This is a genomic window from Nocardia suismassiliense, assembly GCF_900269665.1.
In the GTDB taxonomy this organism is placed as follows: domain Bacteria; phylum Actinomycetota; class Actinomycetes; order Mycobacteriales; family Mycobacteriaceae; genus Nocardia; species Nocardia suismassiliense.
The window spans coordinates 8847139-8867077 of record NZ_LT985361.1 but is presented as its reverse complement, the minus strand read 5'-3'; the positions used below and the strand labels follow the sequence as shown (position 1 = coordinate 8867077).

Genomic DNA, 19939 nt, shown 5'->3' with positions numbered 1-19939 from the left:
GCGGCCTTTGTCGTTCAGTGAGCGGCCGGCATAGTCGAGCGGAACTGGGTGTCCAGCACCGCGAGGAAGACCTCCAGCGGGTCGTTCCAGTCGCCGTTGGTGTGCGTCACCACGATGCGCTCGCCGTCCCGGCTGCCCATCGCCCACATCCACGAGCCCATAGTGGCTCCGCCGAGACCGTAAACCGTTGTGCCGCATGGCAGCTGCTGTTCGAACACGCCGCAGCCATATCTGGTGTCCGGGACCCACTCCGCGCCTTCGGTGGACACGGTGGTCCACATTTCTCGCTGCTGGGTCGGTGGCAGCAGCCGCCCGGTCAGCAGTGCGTGCAAGAAGACCTGGAGGTCTCCGGTGGTCGAGACCATGTCGCCTGCGGCGCCGGCCCAGGTCTGGTCCATTTCGGTGATGTCGTGGACCGTGGCGTCCGGCGTGGGGTCGAACAAAGTGGAGTAGTGGCGTGGGTGCGGCCCGCGGATTTCGGTCGCGGCGCCTGCGCAGTAGGTTCCGGTCAAGCCGAGAGGTTCGCAGATCCGGCGGTTGATCTCTTGCGCGAGTGGGGCATTCGTCACCTGCTCGATGAGCAGTCCGGCGAGGATGTAGTTGGTGTTGGCGTATCGGAAGTGCGCACCGGGGGCGAAGTAGGGCGGGTGTGTGGTCGCGATGCGGACCAGCTGTTCGGGCCGCCAGCCCTCGGCGGAGCGCACCTGTTCGTCGTCGGTGTGGTTGAACAGCCCGCTGGTGTGGTCGAGCAGTTGCCGAATGCTGATCGCGCTGCCGTCGTTTCCGTTGCCTGCCACCAGTCCAGGTAGCCACCGCTCCACCGTGTCGTCGAGGCTCAACCTGCCCTCGGCGACCAGTTGCAGGACCACCGTCGCCGTGAACGCCTTTGTGGCGCTGCCGATTCGGAACTGCTCATGTTCGGCACGCGGGCGGCCGGTCGAGGTGTCGGCCACCCCTGCCGCACCGAACCAGCGGCCGCGAGCGTCGCGGATCTCGCTGACGATGCCCGGCAGGCCGCGCTCACGCACCGCCTCGTCCAGCAGTTGCTGAACCTCCGGATGCGCTGCCATCACGCTTCCTCGAGAGTGTGCTGCACCTGGGCTTGTAGCTCGGTCCGGTCCACACCGGCCAGTGCGAGCGCGCGCGGTACCGTCCCGACCTCGGCCCGCAGAATGCCGAGCAGCACGTGCGCGGGCCGCGGATCTCGTTTGCGCGCAACGGAACCGAACCCGCGCTCCAGCGCGAGCTTGGTAGAGGCGCCGACATTCGGGGAGCCCTTGCCGTAGCCCTTCGCGCGCGGCACATCCAGCCCGGCGAGGGACACACCCGCCGCGCTCAGGCTGTGCTCGAACTCGCGGTGCAGCGCGTCGCGGATCGCCTGGTGATCCAGCCCGGCCGCGGCCAGGACACGCTGCGGCGCGGTGCCCTCCTGCGCGGCGATCGCCAGCAGCAGGTGCTGGGCCTCGACGGTCGCCGAGCCGTCCCGCTGCGCCTCGCTGCTGCCCTCGGTGAGGACCGTATGCAGGTATTCGTCGAATGCGGTCAGAATCATCATCGCCTCCTCAGGCTGACGCCCGCGGCGATGAGCCGCTTGGCGTGCTTCTTGTGCACCGCTTGCCGGGTGACGCCGAGCGCCTCGGCGACCTGCGGCCAGCTCCAGCCCGTCCGCATGGCCTCTTCGACGGCGGCGTCCTCCAGCTGATCGGCCAAGCGCCGCAACGCGACCACGGCCGCGAGCCGGTCGGCGGGGTCGCCGGAATCCGGGATTTCAGGGGTGGGCATGCAAGCAACTTTAGTTGACTAAATTGCAGATAGTCAACCTTGGTTGCTAGCGGTCGATGCTCAGTGGCTCAGTGGCTCAGTGGCTCAGTGGCTCAGTGGCTCAGTGCGGCCACGAGCAGCATGATTCCCGCGCCCGTCACGGTGCAGGCAAGGGTCAGGCGGGAGGGGTGGACGGCGTGTGCTTCCGGCAGGATGTCCGCGGTGGCCAGATACAGCAGGAACCCGGCGAAATACCCGAGGTAGAGCCCGACTACGCCGTCCGGTACCTGGATGAGCGTGCCGAGGACCGCGCCGACCACCGGGGCGATGGCGTCCAGCGCGAGCAGGGTCAGCGCTCGCTTGCGCGCACTGCCGTAGAGGGTGGAGATGGTGAAAGTGTTGAAGCCGTCGGCGAAGTCGTGCGAGATGACCGCGATCGCCACCGCGGCGCCGACGGTGGCGCCCGCCTGGTAGCCGAGACCGATGCCGAAACCGTCCAGCAGACTGTGAAAGATCAAGCCGGATGCGGCAAGCAGGCCGACGGATTCGAAACCGTGTGTGTGCGAGCCGAATTCCTGCTCGTGTCCGGTGTGCACGGCGACCGCGCGTTCGATGACGTGGATGGTGAGAAACCCGACCACCGCGGCGATCAGCGCCGCGGGCACCCCCAGAACGTGCTGGCCGGACTGTTCCAGTGCCTCCGGCAGCAGATCGAAGAAGACCACGCCGAGCATCACGCCTGCGGCCAAGCCGAGCACCAGGTGCCGGCGGTCGCCGATGCGCACCGCGACGAAACCGCCGAACAGCGTGGAGCACATCGAAACCAGCGCCAGCAGAATCGCCATCGTTCCAGCATCGGTGAACGGCACGGGCGGGAACGGTAGCACGGGCCGGTGGGTTCGCCGGGCGGTTACCCCGTGTACTCAGTCCGGGTCGGCCGCCGCGGCCAGTGCGCGCAGGCCTGCCGCGATGGTCTCGGCGGACGGCGCGTTGGCGGGGTCGATCAGCCATTGGACGAGCAGGCCGCCGATCAGGGTCTGCACCACCGCGCCGATGGCGGGATCGGGTGTGGCGCTGTCGGCCACACGTGAAAGCGCTTGGCGCGCACGGGCTTGCGCGGTGCCGAGTTCGGCGCGCAGCTCGGGGGAGTGCAGCGCCTGCACGAAGCTCTCGATATTGGCGGACCAGAGCAGCCGTTCCTCGGTGAACGAGCGGATCAGTGCCTCGAGGAATGCGCGAATGCGGACGGCCGGATCGGCGGTGTCGTCGGCGGGCAGCGAGTCGAGGATCGCCTGCACCGCGGTCGCGCTCGACTCCATCATGGCCTGGCTGAGCAGCTTGTCCCGGGTGCCGAAGTGGTAGTTGATCGCGGCCAGGTTGGTGCCGGAGGCGGCCACGATGTCGCGCACGGTGGTGCGCGCGTAGCCGCGTTCGGCCAGGCACTGCTTGGCCGCGGCGAGCAGGTCGTCTCGGGTTCCCACCTTCGCACGATAGCAACCGGGCATACGGGTGTTTGTGACGACCGTTTCATACAACTGTTTGTGACAAGCGTTTGAAACATGCGTATGTTCGAGCACATGACCGCACAGCGCCTCATTTCCCCGTTCGAATCCACGTTCTTCGGTACCGACACCAAGCTCGGCAGCGTCCCCACCGGCGGCATGCCGCTGTACATCGGCTCCACCGTGCACGGAGCGCTCGATCCCGAGCTGCTGCGCCGGGTCCTCGGTGAGCTGGCCGCCGTGCACCCGATGTTGCGCAGCCGGGTGATCACCGAGTCCGACGGCACGATGTACCTGCGCCGCGACGACGACTATCGCCCGCGCCTGGACGTCACCGACGGTGACGAGGCCGACTATCTGCGGCTGGTGAACGGTCCGCGGGACTGGACCGGCGGCTTGTTCCGCGCCCACCTCTTGCGGGCCGGTGAGCGTCAGCAGCTCGTGCTGACCATCCACCACGGAATCGCCGATGGCCGTTCGGCTTTCGCGCTGCTCGCGGAGCTGTGGGGGCGCTACACCGCGCACGTCGCGGGAAGCCCACTGCCGGTGGATGACTCGGATCAGTCGCTGCCCGAGGCGATGGATACCCGCCTCGCCGAGGTCTTTTCCGATGCCGAGGTGGCCGAGTTCCTCGAACTCGCCGCCGCAGGCGTGACGATGATCGACCCGGCCGCGGCGCCACGCGCGCTGCCCTGCGACGGGGACGGCGTCGGCGACGATCTCCTCGGCCGTTTCGCGGTGCGGCGCATCGAGTTGGACAGTACCGAAACCGGTGCACTGGTCGATTCCGCTCGCGCGCACGGGATCTCGGTGAACAGCCTGCTCTGCGGCGCCGCACTGGTGGCCTGGCGCACGCAGCTCGAACCGGCCACCGGTGCCCTGCCGCTGCTCTGCGGGCACGCCATGGATCTGCGTAATGAGCTGGTGCCACCGCTGCCCGCGGGCACGATGCTGAATGTCGCGTCCGGTGTCGGCACCCCGGCCGAGGTCGGGCCGGAGCACAACCCGATCGAACTAGGTCTGCTGGTGGCGGCCGGTATGCAGGCCGCGGTAGCGCGACGCGACGCGGGCCGATTCCTGCTGGCCGCGCAGCGCGTCACGGATCCGGCGACGGCCGCCGCGTTCGCCGCGGCACCCACCCTGGCCATGTCCAATATCGGCCGCCTGCCCGCACATTCGACACCGCCGGGCCTCGGGCACGTGCGCGACGACGTCTTCGCGATGGGGCCGGGCATGCCGCCGAAGCTCACCGTCTTCACCGTCGGTGACCGGCTCACCATCCAGGTCGAGCACGACACCGCGCAGCACAGCCGCGCGCAGCTGGGCAAGGTCGCCTCGGCGCTGCTCGAGCAACTGCGCCGGTGCGCGGCTACTCGTCCTTCGGTCGCTCAGCTCCGGTGAACCGGATGGTCAACTGGCGAGCCCACTTTCGATGGGGCTTCGGCGGCGGTGGCGGCAGCGGCGCGCGCACGTCGATATCGGTCTGCACCTCGTAGCGCCGGATGTAGGCCCCGGAGAAGGCCTGCACGGTCGCGGTGACCGGTATGGCGAGCAGCGCACCGGTCGCGCCGAGTAACGCGGCGCCGGCCAGCACCGCGCCGAAGGCGACGGCCGGGTGCATGTCCAGGGTGGTCGCGGTGATTCGCGGTTGCAGCACATAGTTTTCGAACTGCTGGTACACCACGATGAAGCCGAGAATCCACACGGCGTCGGACGGGTCGTGCACCAGCGCGACGATGACCGGCAGCGCGCCGGCCAGGTAGGTACCGACGGTCGGAATGAACTGCGAGACAACGCCGACCCACAGTGCCAGCGCGAACGCCGACGGCACATCGAGCACCCGCAGCGCGACGTAGTGCGCCACCGTCGAAGCGAGGGCGAGCAATCCGCGCGAGTAGATGTAGCCGCCGGTCTTCTCCACCGCGATATCCCAGGCGCGCAACACATGTCGTTGCTTGCGCGGCGGCAGCAGCGAGCACACGGCGTTGCGGAAGCGCGGGCCGTCGGCGGCGAAGTAATAGGTGAAGAGCAAAACGCCGAGGGACTGGAACACCACACTGACCGTCCGGGTGCCGATGTCCCAGGCGTTGCCGGCCGCGCCCTCGAGGTATTTGCTCCAGTCGCTGGTATATCGCTCGATATCGGTACCGGACAGGTTCGTCTTGAAGGTGTGATTGATCCAGTCGATGCCCTGGTCGGCATACTCCGGCGCGTTGGTGACCAGGGCGGTGACCTGCTCGATCAGCAGTGCGCCGAGCGTCCAGAAGAAGGCGACGACGACCGTGATCAAGACGAGAAAGACCACCCCGGTGGCGGGTCCGCGCCTCATCCCGCGGCGCGCGAGCCAGTTCACCGCAGGCTCGATGGCGAAGGCGAGGAACAGCGAGACCAGCAGAATGGTGAGCAAGCCCTGGAGCCTGGTCAGCGCCCAGAAGCCCGCGAACAGCCCGGCCACCGTGGCGGCGGCGAGCAGAAACGCCCGCAGCAGCCACGGCGGCGGGGTGGTCGTCATCTCCGCGGTAACCACGGCTTCGCCGGTGGGTGCCTCCGCGGGCGGTGTCGCGTTGTCGTCCTCGTCCGAAGCCACATCGCCAACGTACCCACCCGATTCGATCTCACCCCGCATTCCGCACTGAGGTGCCCGCTGCAGTGCGCCTCCGGGCCCCGGGAATCGGATCCCCGGGGCCCGGCCGCGGATCAGATCTCGATCGAACCGGCCGACGGCAGCGGTGTCCGCCACAGGGTGCCGATGAAATCGAGCATGCGCTGGCGGACGTCGTTGCCGTAGGACGGGTTGTTCCCCGCGATCGCGATCGCGACGAAGTATGCCGAGCCGCGACCGGTGCCGCGCAGCACCGGCGCGCTGCTCGACATCGGCAGATAGTGCTTGCCCGCCAGGTTGTTGTGGCCGCGGATGGCGACCGCCTGGATGGTGACGGTGGCGAACAGCGCGTCCCAGTCGGCGTTGCTCGACGCGGTGGCGAAGTCGTCGTTGCCGGTCAGCTGGACACCCTGAGCGGCAAGGGTGCTCGCCAGGTTCGTCCACCGGTCCTTGACCGCGATGATCCGGGCATCGTCGCCCGCGTAGGTCCGCACGAAATCCACGATCGGCAGGTAGGCGGCCCGCCCGGTGGATTGGATCGCGCCGCGGCCGCGGAACTTGTAGAAGTCCGCCTCCTGCAAGAACGCGGTCGAGCTGTCGATCGACGTCGGCACCCCGGCGGGCCAGGTCGTGCCCCGCCACTCCGAGCGGTCACGCACGGCCTGGTCGGTGGGCGCGAGGGTGCCGAACGCGGCGAGGTAGATCGGGTCGTGGAAGCAGGCGAACGCCGTGTGATTGCCGTTGCCGGTGTTGTAGGAGGCCTTGGTGAAGGCCGCCTCGCCCGGTCGCTGGATGAGGAAGGAGTCGAAGGCGTAGGACAGGCCTGGATGGCCGTATCCGCCAACGGTTTCCGCGCCGCGGAACTGCAGCTTGCCACCCGTCTCGTGCAGGAATTTGGCCATCAGCGTGGCGAATTCGGGCAGCGTGATCCCCTTGGCGCCGACGCCGCGGTCGGTACCGACGATGGGCGGGAAGGCATTCCAGGTGTCGATGAAGCGGTTGAGCGTGTCGGTGTCCATCGACATCGACAGCGGTCCCCAGCTGCCCCGCCCGGCCAGGGTCGCGGTGAACCACCCCGCGAAGGTCTTGCCCGTGACATCGAGGAAGTAGTTGTCGATGTCGGTGGCGTCGAAGAATTCGACGGCCGCCGCCTGACCGAGCTGCGCGTCGGTCGCCGCCGTAATCGGCACGGCCGCAGTGGGTTTCCTGGTCGAGGCGTTCGTATAGTCGGGGTCGTAGGCGCCGCGCAGCGCCCTGGCGTACGCCTCCTTCGCCGCCTCGGCCGTGATCAGGTTCTTCGCCTGCGCATTGCCGAGCACGTGCTGCAAGTCCTGCAGATCCTGGGTGGTCGTCGACGACCGGTCACTCGGCGAGGTACGTCCCGAGCCGAGCCCGGCGGCCGGTGCTGCCGTCGATCCGTCGCCGGTGCCCGCGCCGGCGCTGCCGTACTTGGACTGGATCTCGCGCGCCTTGGTGGCGGCCTCGGCGATCGAGATCGTATTGTCGGACAGCTTCTTCAACAGATCGGCGACCTCGGCGCGGCCGGACATGTCCCGGAAGATGCCGGGCGTGCCGAGCAATTGCAGTGCGGCGGCCAGCCCCACCGGATCCGGCGCTGGACTCGGCGCGACGACGTTGACCAGCGACTGCGGGAACGGCGTCGGCGTCGGGTTGGTCGGGACCGGTGTCGGCGTGGTCGGCACGACGGGCGCGATCTCCGGGGCCTGGATCGGGATCGGGTGTTCCTCCCACTTCCAGAAGCGGGTGTTGTCGATCTCCTCCGCGACATTGCAGTGGCCCAGTTTGCCTTCCGCGAACACGCCGCGGGTCGGCATGGTGATCAGGCGTTCGGTCTGCGCCTCGGGCGGCGGGTCCATGACGACGGTCCCCGCCGCCGTCAGCGGGTACGCGACATGGTTGCCGAAAACTTCGAGCGGTGTCGGCACGGCCACGTCGGCGAGGGTCTTGCCGTCCGCCCACGGCATCGTCTCGAAGGCGACGCTGATATCCGCGGTCCGGGTGGCGAGCATGACGGCGCGGTTGTAGTAGGCGTTGTTCGTATCGACGTGGTCGAGCAGCCGCTGGGCGTGCTGAAACTCCTCCGGCGTCAGCGATTTGGCGGGCGACCAGGTCGGCGGCAGATCGGCGGGGCGGGGGCCGGGACGCCGGATGAACGTGACGGTGTTGGAAGAGCCGTTCTGCCGGAAGAACAGGTCCACGTCGACGTTGTCGAGCAGTGCGATGGCGCCACCGGGGTGAAAGGCGTTGATCGCCAGGCGATCCGCCCGCCAGTTGTTGTCCTCGTGCAGCACGAACTCGAACCCGACCAGGTCACGCCACGGCACCGGCTGGTCCGGCTTGGAGATGAAGGTGGCCGTCGCCGTATCGTTCAGCCGCTCAGCGGTATTGACGTTGCGGGTCAGGTCTCCCTTCTCCCATTCGAGCAGCAGCGGGCGGTGCACCACATTGTTGCCGTCCAACAGGATCAGGTTCAGCATCACCTGCTGGTCGGTGGTGTCCCCGCCGCCCTCGGAGGGCTTGACGTAGAACTCGAACAGACCGAATCGCAGATCCCCCTCCCAGAACTGGGGCTGCGGCCTGTCCAAAGTGGCCGGGTCGACGCCGTGCAGCAGCTGGTTCCTGGCGACCAGATCCTTCTTCGCCAACGCCGCGAAGCCCGGTGCGAGAGCCGGGTCCAACAGCACCGGCTCCAGGACGGCGCGGTGCCGCAGCAGTTGCGCGTCGTCGAAATCGATGATGGGCGCGGGGTATTGGACCAGCACCGCGGGGCGGCGGCGCACCCACTGCACCGCGACCCGATAGTGCCGCAGCAGTTCGTAATACAGGATGGTCAGGGTGTGCGCGTGGTTGTAGTTCGAGAACGTGCGGGTCTGGATCGACTCGTGCTGCTCCTGCCTGGCCTGCACCACGACCGTCGAATTGATCTCGCGCAGCGCCGAACTCGCCTGGCTGAAGCTGTCGCTGAGGCGCTGCACATTCTCCGCGGTCAGGTCGCGGCTGCCGTCGCTGGTCGCGGTGCTGCCGCCCATGCTCCAGGCATCGCCGACCGCGCCGCCGAGACCGACGACGCCGACGTTCGCGCTGCCGCTGCCGCCGCCGGAGTGGGCGACACCACCCATGAAGTTGGAGCCGTGCTGCATTTCGCGCAGCCCGGCCTGCACCGTCTCGCTGATCGTGCGGTCCCGGTGCGTCCGGTGCAGCACGTCCTCGGTGAGCTTGGTCTGCTCGTCCCGGCGGGTGAGGCTGTCCCAGGACCAGTCCAGGATGGCGAGTTTCACCGATTCGCCGGGCGCGAGCGGCAGGCTGTACAGGATCTCGCCGAGCGAATGACCGAGGGCGCTCCAGGTGACCTTGTACTCATCGATGTAGGCCGCACGATAAGGCTCGGGGATGGTGATGCCGGGTGGATCGTCGCTGAGCCGGACCACCTGGCGGGTGGTGAATTCGTGCAGCGACAGCGTGGCCGGGTACAGGTTTTCGCAGCCGTTCTCCCCGACCAATTGGTTGGGGTTGGTGGCGAACGAGGACGGTGACAGCTGCCAGTCGGTGAGAGTGGGATTCTGCATGGTCGCCATCCCGCCCTCGTAATGCGGCGGCGCCAGCCCGGTGGGCGGCATGACGATTCGGCCGACCACCGCACCCGCGGTGAACCGGTTCTGGTCGAGCACGTCCACCCATTCGGCGGCACCGTAGGCGAGCGCGCGGATGGTCATCGTTTCGCCGCTGTCGAAGTCGTCGCCCGTCTCGGCGACCGCGGCCGCACCGTATCGGCGCACGGAGACCGTGTTGTCGAGCCGGCGACCGACCGGCGCGGGCAACCGGGTCAGATCGAAGGACACATACCCGACGTGGTCGGTCCACAGCACACCGAGCGGCGCGGCCCATTCGATCTCGGATTCGCAGTCCGTCGATTCGCCGGACGCCGAATTCGCGGTCCCGTCGTCGAGCGTGTGTGAGCCACCGCCGCACCGCGTCACCACCACCTCCGCATAGACCGGGTGCCGCGCGATCGCGGCGCCCGATTCTTTGTCGATGAGGAAGAGCCCGAGATTCGTGTGCGATCGCACCATGTCCATGCCAGATCCATTTCTTCCGAGTGCTCCGGAAAGTTGCGTGGATCTGGAAGGTATCCGCGGAAATATGTCGCCGTCCCGCGTCCGTTTCGGTGATCGGACCGGTTCCGCGGTATTACCTCAGATGGTCGACACGTCGATGACGAAGCGGTAGCGCACGTCGCTGGCGACCACGCGGTCGTAGGCGCCGTCGATCTCGTCGGCGGAGATCACCTCGATCTCCGCGCCGATGCCGTGTTCGGCGCAGAAGTTCAGCATCTCCTGGGTCTGCGCCAGGCCACCGATCATCGACCCGGCCAGCGAGCGCCGATAGCCCGCGATGGTGAACGGCTTGACGGTCATCGGGTTCTCCGGGAGGCCGAGGATCACCAGGGTGCCGTCCAGGTTCAGCAGCTTGAGGTAGTCGTCGATCGGCAGGTCGGCCGAGACGGTGTTGAGGATGAGGTCGAACCGGCCGCGCAGCTCGCGGAAGGTCTGCCGGTCGCTGGTCGCGTAGTAGTGACTGGCGCCGAACCGCTTGCCGTCGTCCTGCTTGCTCAGCGAGTGGCTGAGCACGGTCACCTCGGCGCCGAGCGCGGCGGCGATCTTCACCCCGACGTGCCCGAGGCCGCCCATGCCGATGATGGCCACCTTCTTGCCGGGCCCGGCGTTCCAGTGCCGCAGCGGCGAGAACAGGGTGACGCCCGCGCACAGCAGGGGTGCGGCCTGGTCGAGCCCGATGCCCTCGGGGATGCCGACGACGAAGTTCTCGGTCACCACGATCTGGGTGGAGTACCCGCCCATGGTGTACCCGCCGGCCTGCACGGCCGGATCGACGGGCGTGTTGTAGGTCATGGTCGCGCCGCGGGTGCAGTACTGCTCCTCGTCGGCCAGACACGGTCCGCACTTACCGCAGGAATTGACCATGCAACCGACCCCGACGCGGTCGCCGACCTGATATTTGCTCACCTCGGACCCCACCGCCGCGACCAGGCCCGCGATCTCGTGACCCGGTACGCAGGGGTACTTGGTGCCGCCCCACTCGTCGCGCGCGGTGTGAATGTCGGAATGGCAGATACCCGCGAATTTGATGTCGATCAGCACGTCGCGCGGACCCAGGTCCCTGCGTTCGATCGTCACCTTCTCGAATGCGCCATCAGGTGTGGATAGAGCGTACGCAGCAGCATTGGTCATGCATACATGCCTACCGCCGCATGCCTCCACTTGCCAAACATGACACATAACGGACACGCCTGAATTACGAACACGCGGGTATTTCGGCGGGCAGCGGCGGTCATCGACCTGATTTCGATCTACGGTGAAGATCTCCGGCCACAATAAAATTCGCATGGCATCGAGGCGGAGTGCGATGAATGAGCAACGGTATGGGGGCCGCGCGCTGGCGATGATCGTCGCCGCGCTGCTCGCCGTGGCCGGATTCCTCGGTTACCGGGGCGAATTGCCGGGCTGGCCGACCGCGGCGAGCGAGCTGCCCGCGCCGATCATCGAGCAGCCCCCGCCGCCGCTGGACCCGCTGGCCGTCGCCGCTGTGGTCGACCCGGCGCTGGTGGATATCAGCGCGTCGGCCGCGCCGTTCGGGCTCGGCGCCGCCGGTTCGGGCATCGTGCTCACCCCTGACGGTCAGGTGCTGACCAGCCATCATGTGGTCAAAGGCGCGGACACGGTGCGCGTCACCGATGTGGGCAACGGGCGCACCTACGACGCTGTCGTGCTCGGTTACGACGCGGGCGTCGATATCGCGCTGCTCGCGCTGTCCGGCGCGGCCGATCTGGTGACCGCCCGCATCGGCAGCTCGGCCGGCGTGCGGGTGCGCGACGAGGTGCTGGCCATCGGCAACGCGGGCGGGCTCGGCGGTACGCCGACGGCGATCCAGGGCACCCTCACCGATCTGGACAGCACCATCGTCGCGTTGAACTCCGCCGACCTGTCCCGCAAGCCGCTCACCGGGATGCTCGAGGTCGCCGCGGCGGTCAGCTCGGGACAATCCGGCGGTGCGCTGGCCGATCGCGAGGGTGCGGTGGTCGGCGTGATCGCCGCGGCGTCGGGCGATCCGGCGCGCGCGGCGAGCAGACCGCCGAACGGCTATGCGGTACCGATCGATACCGCCATGCGAGTGGTCGAGCAGATCCGTTCCGGCATCCCGACCGACACCGTGCACATCGGCCCGACGGCAACGCTCGGCGTGCTGACCACCGACGCGAAACCGAGTGGGGCACGGATAGATCTGGCGCTCTACGGGCTACCCGCCTACGCGGCGGGGCTCGCGCGCGGCGAGGTGATCAGGCCGTGAACGGTCGCGTGATCACCTCGGCTCGCGCGCTGCACGCGGCGATCAACGTGCACAAGCCGCACGACACGATCGAGCTCGAGATCCTCGACGCCGCGGGCGGCCGTCGCACGGTCACCCTGGTGCTCGCGCTGGGCACGCCGAACTAGACCAGCGACAGCCAGTAATCCTGGAACCGCAGGAAGATCAGCAACAACACCACCGCGTAGAACAGCGCGACAATGGTCCAGCGCCACTCCGCGAGCACCCGCAGCGGGCCGCGTGACCCGCCCCAGAGCTGATCGGTGACCACCGCGAGCAGCGGGGTGATGACCGCCCACACCACCATGCAGTACGGGCACAGCGCGTTGATCCGGTACAGGCTCTGGAAGATCAGCCAGCAGACGAAGCCGACCCCGGCCGCGAGGCCGAGCCACAGCCCGCCCCAGATCCATTGCGGGAACCCCACCCCGACCACCGACAGCACCCCGAGGGTGACCAGCACCGAGAAGCCGACGATGCCGATGAGCGGGTTCGGGAACCCGAACACCGCGGCCTGCTCGGTCACCATCACCGAACCGCAGGACAGGATCGGATTGATGCTGCACGACGGGGTGTAGCCCGGCTCGGTGAACAGCTTGAACCGCTCGACGGTCAGCGCCACCGAGGCCAGCCAGCCGGCCAGCCCACCGAGCAGAAGGATCCAGGCGGCCCGGGGCGGGGCGGTGATCACTGCGCCGCGGCGGCGGCGATCACGGGTGCGAGGCCGCCGGGTCCCATGAGCTCTTGGCTCGACTGGATCTGCTTGCCGTTGACGAAGACCGACGGGGTCGACTTGATGCCGCTGTTGAGCACCTCATCGGTGCGGGCCTGGATGTACTTGTCGTACTTCACATCCGTGATGCAGCTCGCCACCGAATCCGGGTAGCCCGCGGCCTTCGCGATCTGCACCAGCTTGTCGTCGGTCAGGCCCGCGCCGCCCTCCGCGGGCTGCTGGGCGAACATCGCCGACACCCAGGAGATGTACTTCGACGGGTCCGCCTCGGCGACGCAGTAGGAGGCGTTCGCCGCGCGCGTCGAGTAACGCGTGCTGGAGGCCTTGTCCAGGAACGCGATCACGTTGTACTCGACCACGGCGGTACCGTTCTGCACGGCCTCGTCGAGCACCTTGCCGTTGGCCTCTTCGAAGGCCTTGCAGGCGGGGCACTGCAGGTCGGCGACGACCCGGACGGTGACCTTCGCATCGGGCTTGCCGATCCGGATGGCGCCGTTGTCGGTGATCGTTCCGGTGATGCCCGACCCGTTCTGGTTCGCGGCCGCCGCGATGGCCGGGCTCGGCCCCGGGTCGTCCCTGCGGGCCTTCTTCACCGCGACACCGATACCGATCGCCGCGATGAGCGCGACCAGTACGGCGGCCACGGCCACCTGGATGAAGATCTTGCGGTTGCGGTCGGCGCGATCCGCCGCCAGCAGCGGATTCTTCTTCCCACCCGGGTTCTTGCTCACCGTGCGTTCACCACGCCTTTCGCTCGACTGCCGGTACCTGCCGCCACGATGGTAGAGAGCGAAACTCGTCCCCGCGTGGTCGGGCCACGGCCACATCATCGTGGGTCAACCTGAGAGATTCCGAAATATCGGGCGCTGACGCGGCCGCGAATCTCGTGCGTTGTCGGACCCGCCGAGTAGGAATGGTGGGATGACTGTCCTCGGTGCCGTATTTCGCCCGCAGAATCCGCCGGAACGGCTGCGTGCCGTGGCCATGGCCGCGGAGGCGGCCGGGCTCGACCAGCTCTGGCTCTGGGAGGACTGTTTCCTGGAGAGCGGAATCGCCAGTGCCGCTGCGGTTCTGGCATGGACCGAGCGGCTGGGTGTTGGTATCGGGCTGCTCCCGGTGCCGCTGCGGAACGTGGCGCTGACCGCAATGGAGGCCGCCACGCTCTATCGCCTGTTCCCCGATCGGGTGCAGCTCGGCGTCGGACACGGCGTGCAGGACTGGATGGGGCAAGTGGGGGCGCGGGTGGCGTCCCCAGTCACGCTGCTCGGTGAATATCTGGACGCGTTGCGCGCGTTGCTCGCCGGCGAACGGGTCACCACCTCGGGTCGCTACGTCCAGCTCGACGACGTAGCGCTGGATTGGCCGCCGCTCGCACCGCCGCGGATCTACGCGGGCGCCCGCGGACCGCGCTCGATCGAGCTGTGTGGCGCGCACGCCGATGGGACGCTGCTGGATTCGATCACCGATGCCGACGGTGTGCGCGCCGCGCGGGCGCTGATCGAGCAGGGCCGCGCCGCGGCGGGGCGCACCGACGAGCATGTGATCGTCGCGAGTCTGCTGGCCGCCACCGGCCCGGACGCCGCGGCCAGGCTGGCCGCCGAACGCACCCCGCAGCACGCGCCCGGCGCCGGCGTCGCCGGTGACGCGCACGCCGTGGCCGCCGCGGTGCGTGCACTGGCCGAGGCGGGTGCCGCGACTGTCATCGTCCTGCCGACGGCCGACGAGCCGGATCCCGAGGGCTTCGTCCGCTTCGTCGCCGAGCAGGTCCGCCCGCTCGTGTGAACGGGGTCAGGCTTGGGCGAGGCGGCGCTTTTGTTCGGCGACATCGAAATTGGCCGGCGGCCAATCGAGGTCGAGGCCGGTCAGGGCGTCGATGAGCAGTTCGGTGACGGCCAGGCGGGAGAACCATTTGCGGTCGGCCGGGATGACGTGCCAGGGGGCGTAGTCGGTGGACGTGCGGTCGAGCATGGCCTGGTAGGCCTCTTGGTAGGCGGGCCAGAAGCCGCGCTCATCGATGTCGGAGGGGTTGAACTTCCAGTATTTGTCCGGTCGTTCCAGGCGTTCCATCAACCGCTTCTTCTGTTCGTCGAGGGAGACGAACATGGCGACCTTCACCAGCGTGGTGCCTTCGTCCACGAGTTCGCGCTCGAAGGTGTTGATCTCGTCGTAGCGCGGTTCCCACTCCTTCTGCGGAACCAGGTTGTGTACCCGCACCACCAGCACGTCCTCGTAGTGCGAGCGGTCGAAGACGCCGAGCTGGCCGCCGCGCGGCAACGCGTTGCGGATGCGCCACAGGTAGTGGTGGCGCTGCTCCTCCTCGGTCGGCACCCCGAACGCGTGGTGGTCGACGCCCTGCGGATCGACCGAGCCGATGACGTGCCGGACGATGCCGCCCTTGCCCGCCGTGTCCATGCCCTGCAAGACCAGCAGCACATTGCGCAGATCGCCGGATCGTCCATTGGCATAAAGCTTTTCCTGCAGACCCGACAGCACCGCGGTGCGCTCGGCGAGCAGCTCCTGTCCGGCCGCCTTGTCACCGTCGAATCCGGGCGTGCCGGAGGTGTCCAGGTCGGCGATCTTCAAGCCATCGGCTTTCAGCGCCTCGGTGGCCGGAACGGACCAGTGCTTCTTCGCCATCTCACACAACTACCACAGCGGGCCCGCGCCTCAGCGGATGTGCGCGAGCCCGATCAGCTGGGCCGCGAAGTCGTCGTCGGAGACCGGGGTGAGGATGAGGTCCTGGGACGTGGTCAGCAGGTAGCGCCCGTCGCCGGTGAAATCGAGCCAGGTGCGATGGCGCGTCGGCGGCGACATCGGATTGTCGGGTTCCACGGTGACGGTCAGGAACCCGCGCCCGTCCACCGGCTTGCGCAGCGTCTGCCGGAATCGGGCGGCGCCGCGATGGCCGTTGGTGCCGAACGGCTCGGTGCGGTCCGGGGCCAGCACCGCGTCCTGCGGCTCCCGCATGGCGGTGAGCCGACCGGCCGGGGCCGAGCCGATGATCTGCACCAGGCGCTCGCCGACCGCGCGGGCGTGGCACATCAGCACGGTCACCTTCTCCGGGGTGGCGACCAGGATGCCCGCATGGTTGTGCACCACCGCGGCGAAGGCGAGGATGCGCTCGGTGTCGGCGCCGGACCCGTTGCGCGGGGGCGTATTCCGCTCGCCTGCGACGGTGATGGTGGTCGCGTCGGAGCGCCCGCACAGCATGAGGGCGGCGGCCAGGTCGGGGTCGGCCTGGCGGGCGAAGCGCTGCGGCAAACGCAATGCGGCGTACTCGGATTCGGTGCGCACGGTGGCCGCGGGCACCATGTTGACCGGGTAGGGCCTGCGGTCGAGGCTGGTTTCGTTTTCCCAGACATGCGAGAACTCGTCCGGGGTGAGCACCCATTTCACTGTCCGGCGCCCCCATCGCCCGCGGGCAGTGGCCCCTCGGGTGGTGGGGTGAAGCGCGGCACGTGGTTTCCGGAGGCGGGCATGGTCGGGGCGTAGACGTAGGTCATCGTGTCCCGGACATCGGCCTCGATATCGGCCGCCGCGCTGTCGTGCGCCATGCGCCGCTTGCCGCCGTACACCGCTTCGGCGGCCGGATCGTCCAGCGGCCGATACGGCACGGGCGGTGGAATTGCGGCCCGGATCGCCTGCGCGGCATCGCAATTGAGCTCGAGCAGGCGCGCGACCGCCCGGCATACGTCGTGGGCGTCGGTACCGGCGAGCACGAATTGCCGGGTCGCCCGTAATGCGGCGTCGGCGGCGCGGCCCGACCAGCGGGCGAATTCCCGGTTGGCGGTGTCGGAAAAGGCTTGGAACGCTTCGGCTATCGCGTCCGCGTTGGACTGCCACACCGCTGATGCATGGCCCAGCGCCGCCGGGTCGAGCGCTTCGTGGACCAGGTCCCAGATCTCCTGGTGGCTGTAGGAGCCGAATCGTTCCCGCTCCGGCGCGTACGCGGGATCGGTGGTGCCGGAGCGTAATCCGGCCAGTTCCTGGCGGATGTGCTCGGCGGCCGCGCGGGCGGCGGAGTCTGCCACGGCGATCCCCTCAGCCCGCTCGACGGCGCCCGGCCGGGCCCGGTGTGGTGCCGGAGCACGCCTGCGGCCCGACGCGAGGATGGTTCATCGTGCCTCTAAGTGTTCGGCGACCAGGTCCAGGGCGGCCTTGTGCGCGGCTTCGGCGTCGGCGAACTTCTTGCCCGCCGCCAGGTACGCGGCCTTGAACAGCAGCGCCGTCTCCTGGAAGGCGGCCAGCGTATCGAGGTACTGCCTGCCCTTGCCGCCGAAGCCGCGGGTAAGGCCTTGGCCGCTAGGCAGATTCGGAAATCCGGTCACCTCGGTCACCAGCTGCCCGGTGGCCATGGCCCGGTGCAGGTCCTCGACGAGTTGATCGCACGCGGCGGCGAGATTCTCGGCGACGTCGGTGGCCAGCTCGAACGGCCGATCCCCACTCGCCCCGGTGGCCGCCGCGTACAGTTGCCTCGCCGTCCCCTGGCCGGTGTCCGGTACCGCCATCTGGGAACCCCCTCTGTTCGGTCCACTGGCTGTTCGGTCCGCTGGCGCAGTGCCGTACTGGATGGGCACTCTACCGGGCGGTAACCCCTCTGGGGACCGGCTTGGTCTCGCGCTGTGCCTGTGATGTGGGGCACGATTGTTGCATTCTTCGCCGGCCTGCGGCGGCCGGCGGCGGTGTGCGCAGAGAGGCGACCCGGTGCCCGAAATCGATGAAGTACTGCCGAAATATCTGCGGATATCGGAGTACCTCCGCGATCGCATCGAGCGCGGTGAGCTCGCGGCGGGGGCCGAGGGGCCCTCCGAACGCGAACTCGCCGCCCAATGGCAGGTGGCCAGGCCGACCGCGGCCAAGGCGCTGAATACGTTGCGGCAGCAGGGAATTGTGGAGTCCCGGCGCGGCTCCGGGACCTATGTGGCCGACCGGACCGGCGGTCCGGTGCTGCGCGAGCAAGTGCCGCGCTACGGTTCGGCGTATGCCGAGGACGAGTCGGTGACCGTGCTGGCGGCCGCCCTCGTCGCCGCGCCCGCCCCGGTCGCCGAGGTGCTGGCACTGCCGAGCGGCAGGCCGGTGATCATGCGAAAGCGGTTGACGGGCAACGGATCCGGCGGTGCCGAGCTCGCGACGTCCTGGTTCGACGGCGCGCTCGCCGCAGTGGCGCCCTTGTTGTTGCGGACCGAACGCCTGCCCGGCGGCACTCTGCGCTATCTCGAATCGGTGACCGGTCTGCGGGTCGCCTACCTGCGCGACCGGGTCGGCGCCCGGCTCGCCACCGCCGACGAGCGGCGCGTGCTCGGGTCGGCCAGGCCCGCCGCCGTGCTGGTCTGTCAGCTGACGCTGCACGCCGCCGACGACGCCGTGCTCCAGCTCGACGAGATCGTGCATCCGCAGGCGAGATGGCTGCCGAGCTGAGCGCCGCGCCCGCGCGGACCGATCCGGAATGCCGCCGAATGGTCGATATGCTGGGCGAATGAGCGCACTCCCTGGCACGTTGGTGACGGTGGCCGAGGATCTGGACTCGGTGACCACGGTCGGCGACGAGCACGATCCCGCGGCGGCCGCCTTGGCCGCGGCCGACGTCGACGCGCTGTGGGAGTCGGTGCGGGACTGGTATCGACTGGGCACGACGCCCGCGATCCAGGTGTGCCTGCGGCGCAACGGCAAGATCGTATTGAACCGGGCCATCGGGCACGGGTGGGGGAACGCGCCGGGCGACGGGCCGGACGCGGTGCGGGTGCTCGCGACGCCGGAGACCCCGTTCTGCGGATTCTCCACCGCGAAAGGAGTTTCCGCGGCGGTGATGTTCATGCTGGTGGAGCAGGGCGCTTTTCGACTCGAAGACCCGGTGTGCACCTACATTCCCGAGTTCGCGGCCAACCGCAAGGAGCGCATCACCATCGGCCACGTGCTGTCGCATTCGGCAGGCGTGCCGTTCGTGACGCCGCCCTACAAGGGGTTCGAATTGGTCGTCGACGAGGAATTGGCCGCGCAAGGATTGGCCGATCTGGTCCCCAGTTGGCCGCCCGGGCGATTCCGGATCTACCACGCGCTCACCAGCGGGCTGATCCAACGGTTGCTCGTGCAGCGGGCGACCGGAAAACGCATGCGCGAACACCTCGCCGAGCAGGTGCTGGACCCACTGGGATTCCGGTGGAACAACTTCGGCGTACGACCCGAGGACGTCGACAAAGTGGTGGCAGGCGTGAAAACCGGGCCGGGACCCTCGCGCATCTCGAAATACCTGGCGCGCAAGGCACTCGGCGGCGGGATGGGCGGCGCGGTCTCGGAATCGGCGACCCGGACCTTCCTCACCGCCGAACTCCCGTCGGGCAATCTCGTCACCACCGCCGTCGAACTGTCGCGGTTCTACGAAATCCTCGCGCGCGGCGGCGAACTGGACGGCGTGCGGATCATCCGGGAGAGCACGCTGCGCGACGCGATCCAACCGGCCGACCGCATGCCCGGGCTGGCCGGGCGGGTGAGCCGAGCCGGCTTCGAACTGGGCGGACGGAAGTCGAAATTCGGGCGCGACACCCCGACCCACTTCGGCCGCAGCGGACTGACCACCCAGTACGGCTGGGCCGACCCGGCCCGTGGGCTGGCCGGGGCAATCCTGACCAGCGGCAAAGCGACCACCGATACGCAGCGGCCGTGGCAACTGGTCGCGCAGATCTCCGACCGCGTCGGTCCGAGCGACCAGCCGAGCTGGTGGTAATCGGATCCACAAGCCCCGGAAAGTAGGGTCGGCGCGAAAGTCGCTGCCCTGTAGCAAATCTGGACATTCGACCGATAGGGGACTCGGGTGCGGTGAGCGCGCTCATCTCGAGTTGGAGGTCAACCATGTCGCAGTGGAGGAGAAGTTCGCGCACCGTTCGGCAGTCGGTCCTGCTGGCCGCCGTCGCCGGGACGGTGGCGCTTGCTCCCGCCGCGCTT

General features: G+C 68.6%; 20 protein-coding genes. 6 read left to right on the top strand and 14 right to left on the bottom strand.

Features of this window, described 5'->3' with window-relative positions; translation table 11 throughout:
- Positions 1–14: 14 nt before the first annotated feature.
- The 5 genes from DBO33_RS39825 to DBO33_RS39805 form a co-directional block, all read right to left on the bottom strand.
- A complete protein-coding gene (locus DBO33_RS39825; RefSeq protein WP_107659625.1) occupies positions 15–1070 on the bottom strand; it encodes a serine hydrolase domain-containing protein in 1056 nt (351 codons plus the stop codon).
- Positions 1070–1552: a Clp protease N-terminal domain-containing protein gene (locus tag DBO33_RS39820; protein WP_234391294.1), complete on the bottom strand. Its 483-nt coding sequence runs from the start codon at positions 1550–1552 to the stop codon at positions 1070–1072. Before DBO33_RS39820 ends, DBO33_RS39825 begins: the two co-directional genes overlap by 1 nt.
- On the bottom strand, positions 1552–1782 hold the full coding sequence (locus DBO33_RS39815; protein WP_107659624.1) for a hypothetical protein: 231 nt from the start codon (positions 1780–1782) through the stop codon (positions 1552–1554). The genes DBO33_RS39820 and DBO33_RS39815 overlap by 1 nt, the downstream gene beginning before the upstream one ends.
- Positions 1783–1874: 92 nt before the next feature.
- A complete protein-coding gene (locus DBO33_RS39810) occupies positions 1875–2606 on the bottom strand; it encodes a ZIP family metal transporter (RefSeq protein WP_107659623.1) in 732 nt (243 codons plus the stop codon).
- Positions 2607–2684: 78 nt separating this feature from the next.
- Entirely contained in the window at positions 2685–3242 is a 558-nt protein-coding gene (locus DBO33_RS39805) for a TetR/AcrR family transcriptional regulator (RefSeq protein WP_107660996.1), read from the bottom strand.
- A 96-nt stretch (positions 3243–3338) separates the two neighbouring features.
- Between DBO33_RS39805 and DBO33_RS39800 the strand changes: the two genes are divergently transcribed.
- A complete protein-coding gene (locus DBO33_RS39800) occupies positions 3339–4664 on the top strand; it encodes a phthiocerol/phthiodiolone dimycocerosyl transferase family protein (protein WP_159080741.1) in 1326 nt (441 codons plus the stop codon).
- On the opposite strand, the gene DBO33_RS39795 is transcribed toward DBO33_RS39800, so the two are convergent.
- The 3 genes from DBO33_RS39795 to DBO33_RS39785 form a co-directional block, all read right to left on the bottom strand.
- Complete coding sequence (locus tag DBO33_RS39795; RefSeq protein WP_234391293.1) at positions 4633–5850, bottom strand: AI-2E family transporter; 1218 nt, start codon at positions 5848–5850, stop codon at positions 4633–4635. The genes DBO33_RS39800 and DBO33_RS39795 overlap by 32 nt on opposite strands.
- Positions 5851–5960: 110 nt before the next feature.
- Positions 5961–9962 carry a hypothetical protein gene (locus DBO33_RS39790; RefSeq protein ID WP_107659621.1) on the bottom strand — a complete coding sequence of 1334 codons (4002 nt, stop codon included), beginning with the start codon at positions 9960–9962 and terminating at the stop codon, positions 5961–5963.
- A 117-nt stretch (positions 9963–10079) separates the two neighbouring features.
- A complete protein-coding gene (locus tag DBO33_RS39785; RefSeq protein ID WP_107659620.1) occupies positions 10080–11132 on the bottom strand; it encodes an NAD(P)-dependent alcohol dehydrogenase in 1053 nt (350 codons plus the stop codon).
- Between the two features lie 175 nt (positions 11133–11307).
- Between DBO33_RS39785 and DBO33_RS39780 the strand changes: the two genes are divergently transcribed.
- Complete coding sequence (locus tag DBO33_RS39780) at positions 11308–12249, top strand: S1C family serine protease (RefSeq protein WP_234391292.1); 942 nt, start codon at positions 11308–11310, stop codon at positions 12247–12249.
- Positions 12246–12395 carry a hypothetical protein gene (locus DBO33_RS44315; RefSeq protein ID WP_234391291.1) on the top strand — a complete coding sequence of 50 codons (150 nt, stop codon included), beginning with the start codon at positions 12246–12248 and terminating at the stop codon, positions 12393–12395. The genes DBO33_RS39780 and DBO33_RS44315 overlap by 4 nt, the downstream gene beginning before the upstream one ends.
- On the opposite strand, the gene DBO33_RS39775 is transcribed toward DBO33_RS44315, so the two are convergent.
- The gene (locus DBO33_RS39775) at positions 12392–12958 is read right to left on the bottom strand and encodes a vitamin K epoxide reductase family protein (RefSeq protein WP_107659619.1); all 567 of its coding nucleotides are present in this window, start codon (positions 12956–12958) and stop codon (positions 12392–12394) included. The genes DBO33_RS44315 and DBO33_RS39775 overlap by 4 nt on opposite strands.
- Positions 12955–13731 (bottom strand): DsbA family protein, encoded by a 777-nt coding sequence (locus DBO33_RS39770; RefSeq protein ID WP_234391290.1) that lies wholly within the window; start codon positions 13729–13731, stop codon positions 12955–12957. The genes DBO33_RS39775 and DBO33_RS39770 overlap by 4 nt, the downstream gene beginning before the upstream one ends.
- A gap of 190 nt (positions 13732–13921) precedes the next feature.
- On the opposite strand from DBO33_RS39770, the gene DBO33_RS39765 reads away from it, so the two are divergent.
- Positions 13922–14782, top strand: coding sequence for an LLM class flavin-dependent oxidoreductase (locus DBO33_RS39765; RefSeq protein WP_107659617.1), 861 nt, complete (start codon positions 13922–13924; stop codon positions 14780–14782).
- Between the two features lie 6 nt (positions 14783–14788).
- Here the strand turns inward: DBO33_RS39765 and DBO33_RS39760 are convergent, their stop codons facing one another.
- The 4 genes from DBO33_RS39760 to DBO33_RS39745 form a co-directional block, all read right to left on the bottom strand.
- Entirely contained in the window at positions 14789–15637 is an 849-nt protein-coding gene (locus tag DBO33_RS39760; RefSeq protein ID WP_107659616.1) for a polyphosphate kinase 2 family protein, read from the bottom strand.
- A gap of 30 nt (positions 15638–15667) precedes the next feature.
- Positions 15668–16387 carry an ESX secretion-associated protein EspG gene (locus DBO33_RS39755; RefSeq protein WP_234391289.1) on the bottom strand — a complete coding sequence of 240 codons (720 nt, stop codon included), beginning with the start codon at positions 16385–16387 and terminating at the stop codon, positions 15668–15670.
- A gap of 5 nt (positions 16388–16392) precedes the next feature.
- Complete coding sequence (locus DBO33_RS39750) at positions 16393–17031, bottom strand: hypothetical protein (RefSeq protein WP_107659614.1); 639 nt, start codon at positions 17029–17031, stop codon at positions 16393–16395.
- 84 nt (positions 17032–17115) lie between these two features.
- Positions 17116–17508 carry a hypothetical protein gene (locus DBO33_RS39745; protein ID WP_107659613.1) on the bottom strand — a complete coding sequence of 131 codons (393 nt, stop codon included), beginning with the start codon at positions 17506–17508 and terminating at the stop codon, positions 17116–17118.
- 196 nt (positions 17509–17704) lie between these two features.
- Between DBO33_RS39745 and DBO33_RS39740 the strand changes: the two genes are divergently transcribed.
- Both DBO33_RS39740 and DBO33_RS39735 read left to right on the top strand, forming a co-directional pair.
- Entirely contained in the window at positions 17705–18418 is a 714-nt protein-coding gene (locus tag DBO33_RS39740) for a GntR family transcriptional regulator (protein WP_107659612.1), read from the top strand.
- A gap of 58 nt (positions 18419–18476) precedes the next feature.
- Positions 18477–19721 carry a serine hydrolase gene (locus tag DBO33_RS39735; RefSeq protein WP_107659611.1) on the top strand — a complete coding sequence of 415 codons (1245 nt, stop codon included), beginning with the start codon at positions 18477–18479 and terminating at the stop codon, positions 19719–19721.
- Positions 19722–19939: the final 218 nt, after the last annotated feature.

Excerpts from the sequence above, each read along its gene's own strand:
- DBO33_RS39760 (WP_107659616.1), bottom strand. The coding sequence starts at position 15,637 with ATGGCGAAGAAGCACTGGTCCGTTCCGGCCACCGAGGCGCTGAAAGCC.
- DBO33_RS39790 (WP_107659621.1), bottom strand. The coding sequence starts at position 9,962 with ATGGACATGGTGCGATCGCACACGAATCTCGGGCTCTTCCTCATCGAC.
- DBO33_RS39765 (WP_107659617.1), top strand. The coding sequence starts at position 13,922 with ATGACTGTCCTCGGTGCCGTATTTCGCCCGCAGAATCCGCCGGAACGG.
- DBO33_RS39745 (WP_107659613.1), bottom strand. The coding sequence starts at position 17,508 with ATGGCGGTACCGGACACCGGCCAGGGGACGGCGAGGCAACTGTACGCG.
- DBO33_RS39820 (WP_234391294.1), bottom strand. The coding sequence starts at position 1,552 with ATGATTCTGACCGCATTCGACGAATACCTGCATACGGTCCTCACCGAG.
- DBO33_RS39735 (WP_107659611.1), top strand. The coding sequence starts at position 18,477 with ATGAGCGCACTCCCTGGCACGTTGGTGACGGTGGCCGAGGATCTGGAC.
- DBO33_RS39810 (WP_107659623.1), bottom strand. The coding sequence starts at position 2,606 with ATGGCGATTCTGCTGGCGCTGGTTTCGATGTGCTCCACGCTGTTCGGC.
- DBO33_RS39825 (WP_107659625.1), bottom strand. The coding sequence starts at position 1,070 with ATGGCAGCGCATCCGGAGGTTCAGCAACTGCTGGACGAGGCGGTGCGT.
- DBO33_RS39800 (WP_159080741.1), top strand. The coding sequence starts at position 3,339 with ATGACCGCACAGCGCCTCATTTCCCCGTTCGAATCCACGTTCTTCGGT.
- DBO33_RS39780 (WP_234391292.1), top strand. The coding sequence starts at position 11,308 with ATGAATGAGCAACGGTATGGGGGCCGCGCGCTGGCGATGATCGTCGCC.
- DBO33_RS39815 (WP_107659624.1), bottom strand. The coding sequence starts at position 1,782 with ATGCCCACCCCTGAAATCCCGGATTCCGGCGACCCCGCCGACCGGCTC.
- DBO33_RS39785 (WP_107659620.1), bottom strand. The coding sequence starts at position 11,132 with ATGACCAATGCTGCTGCGTACGCTCTATCCACACCTGATGGCGCATTC.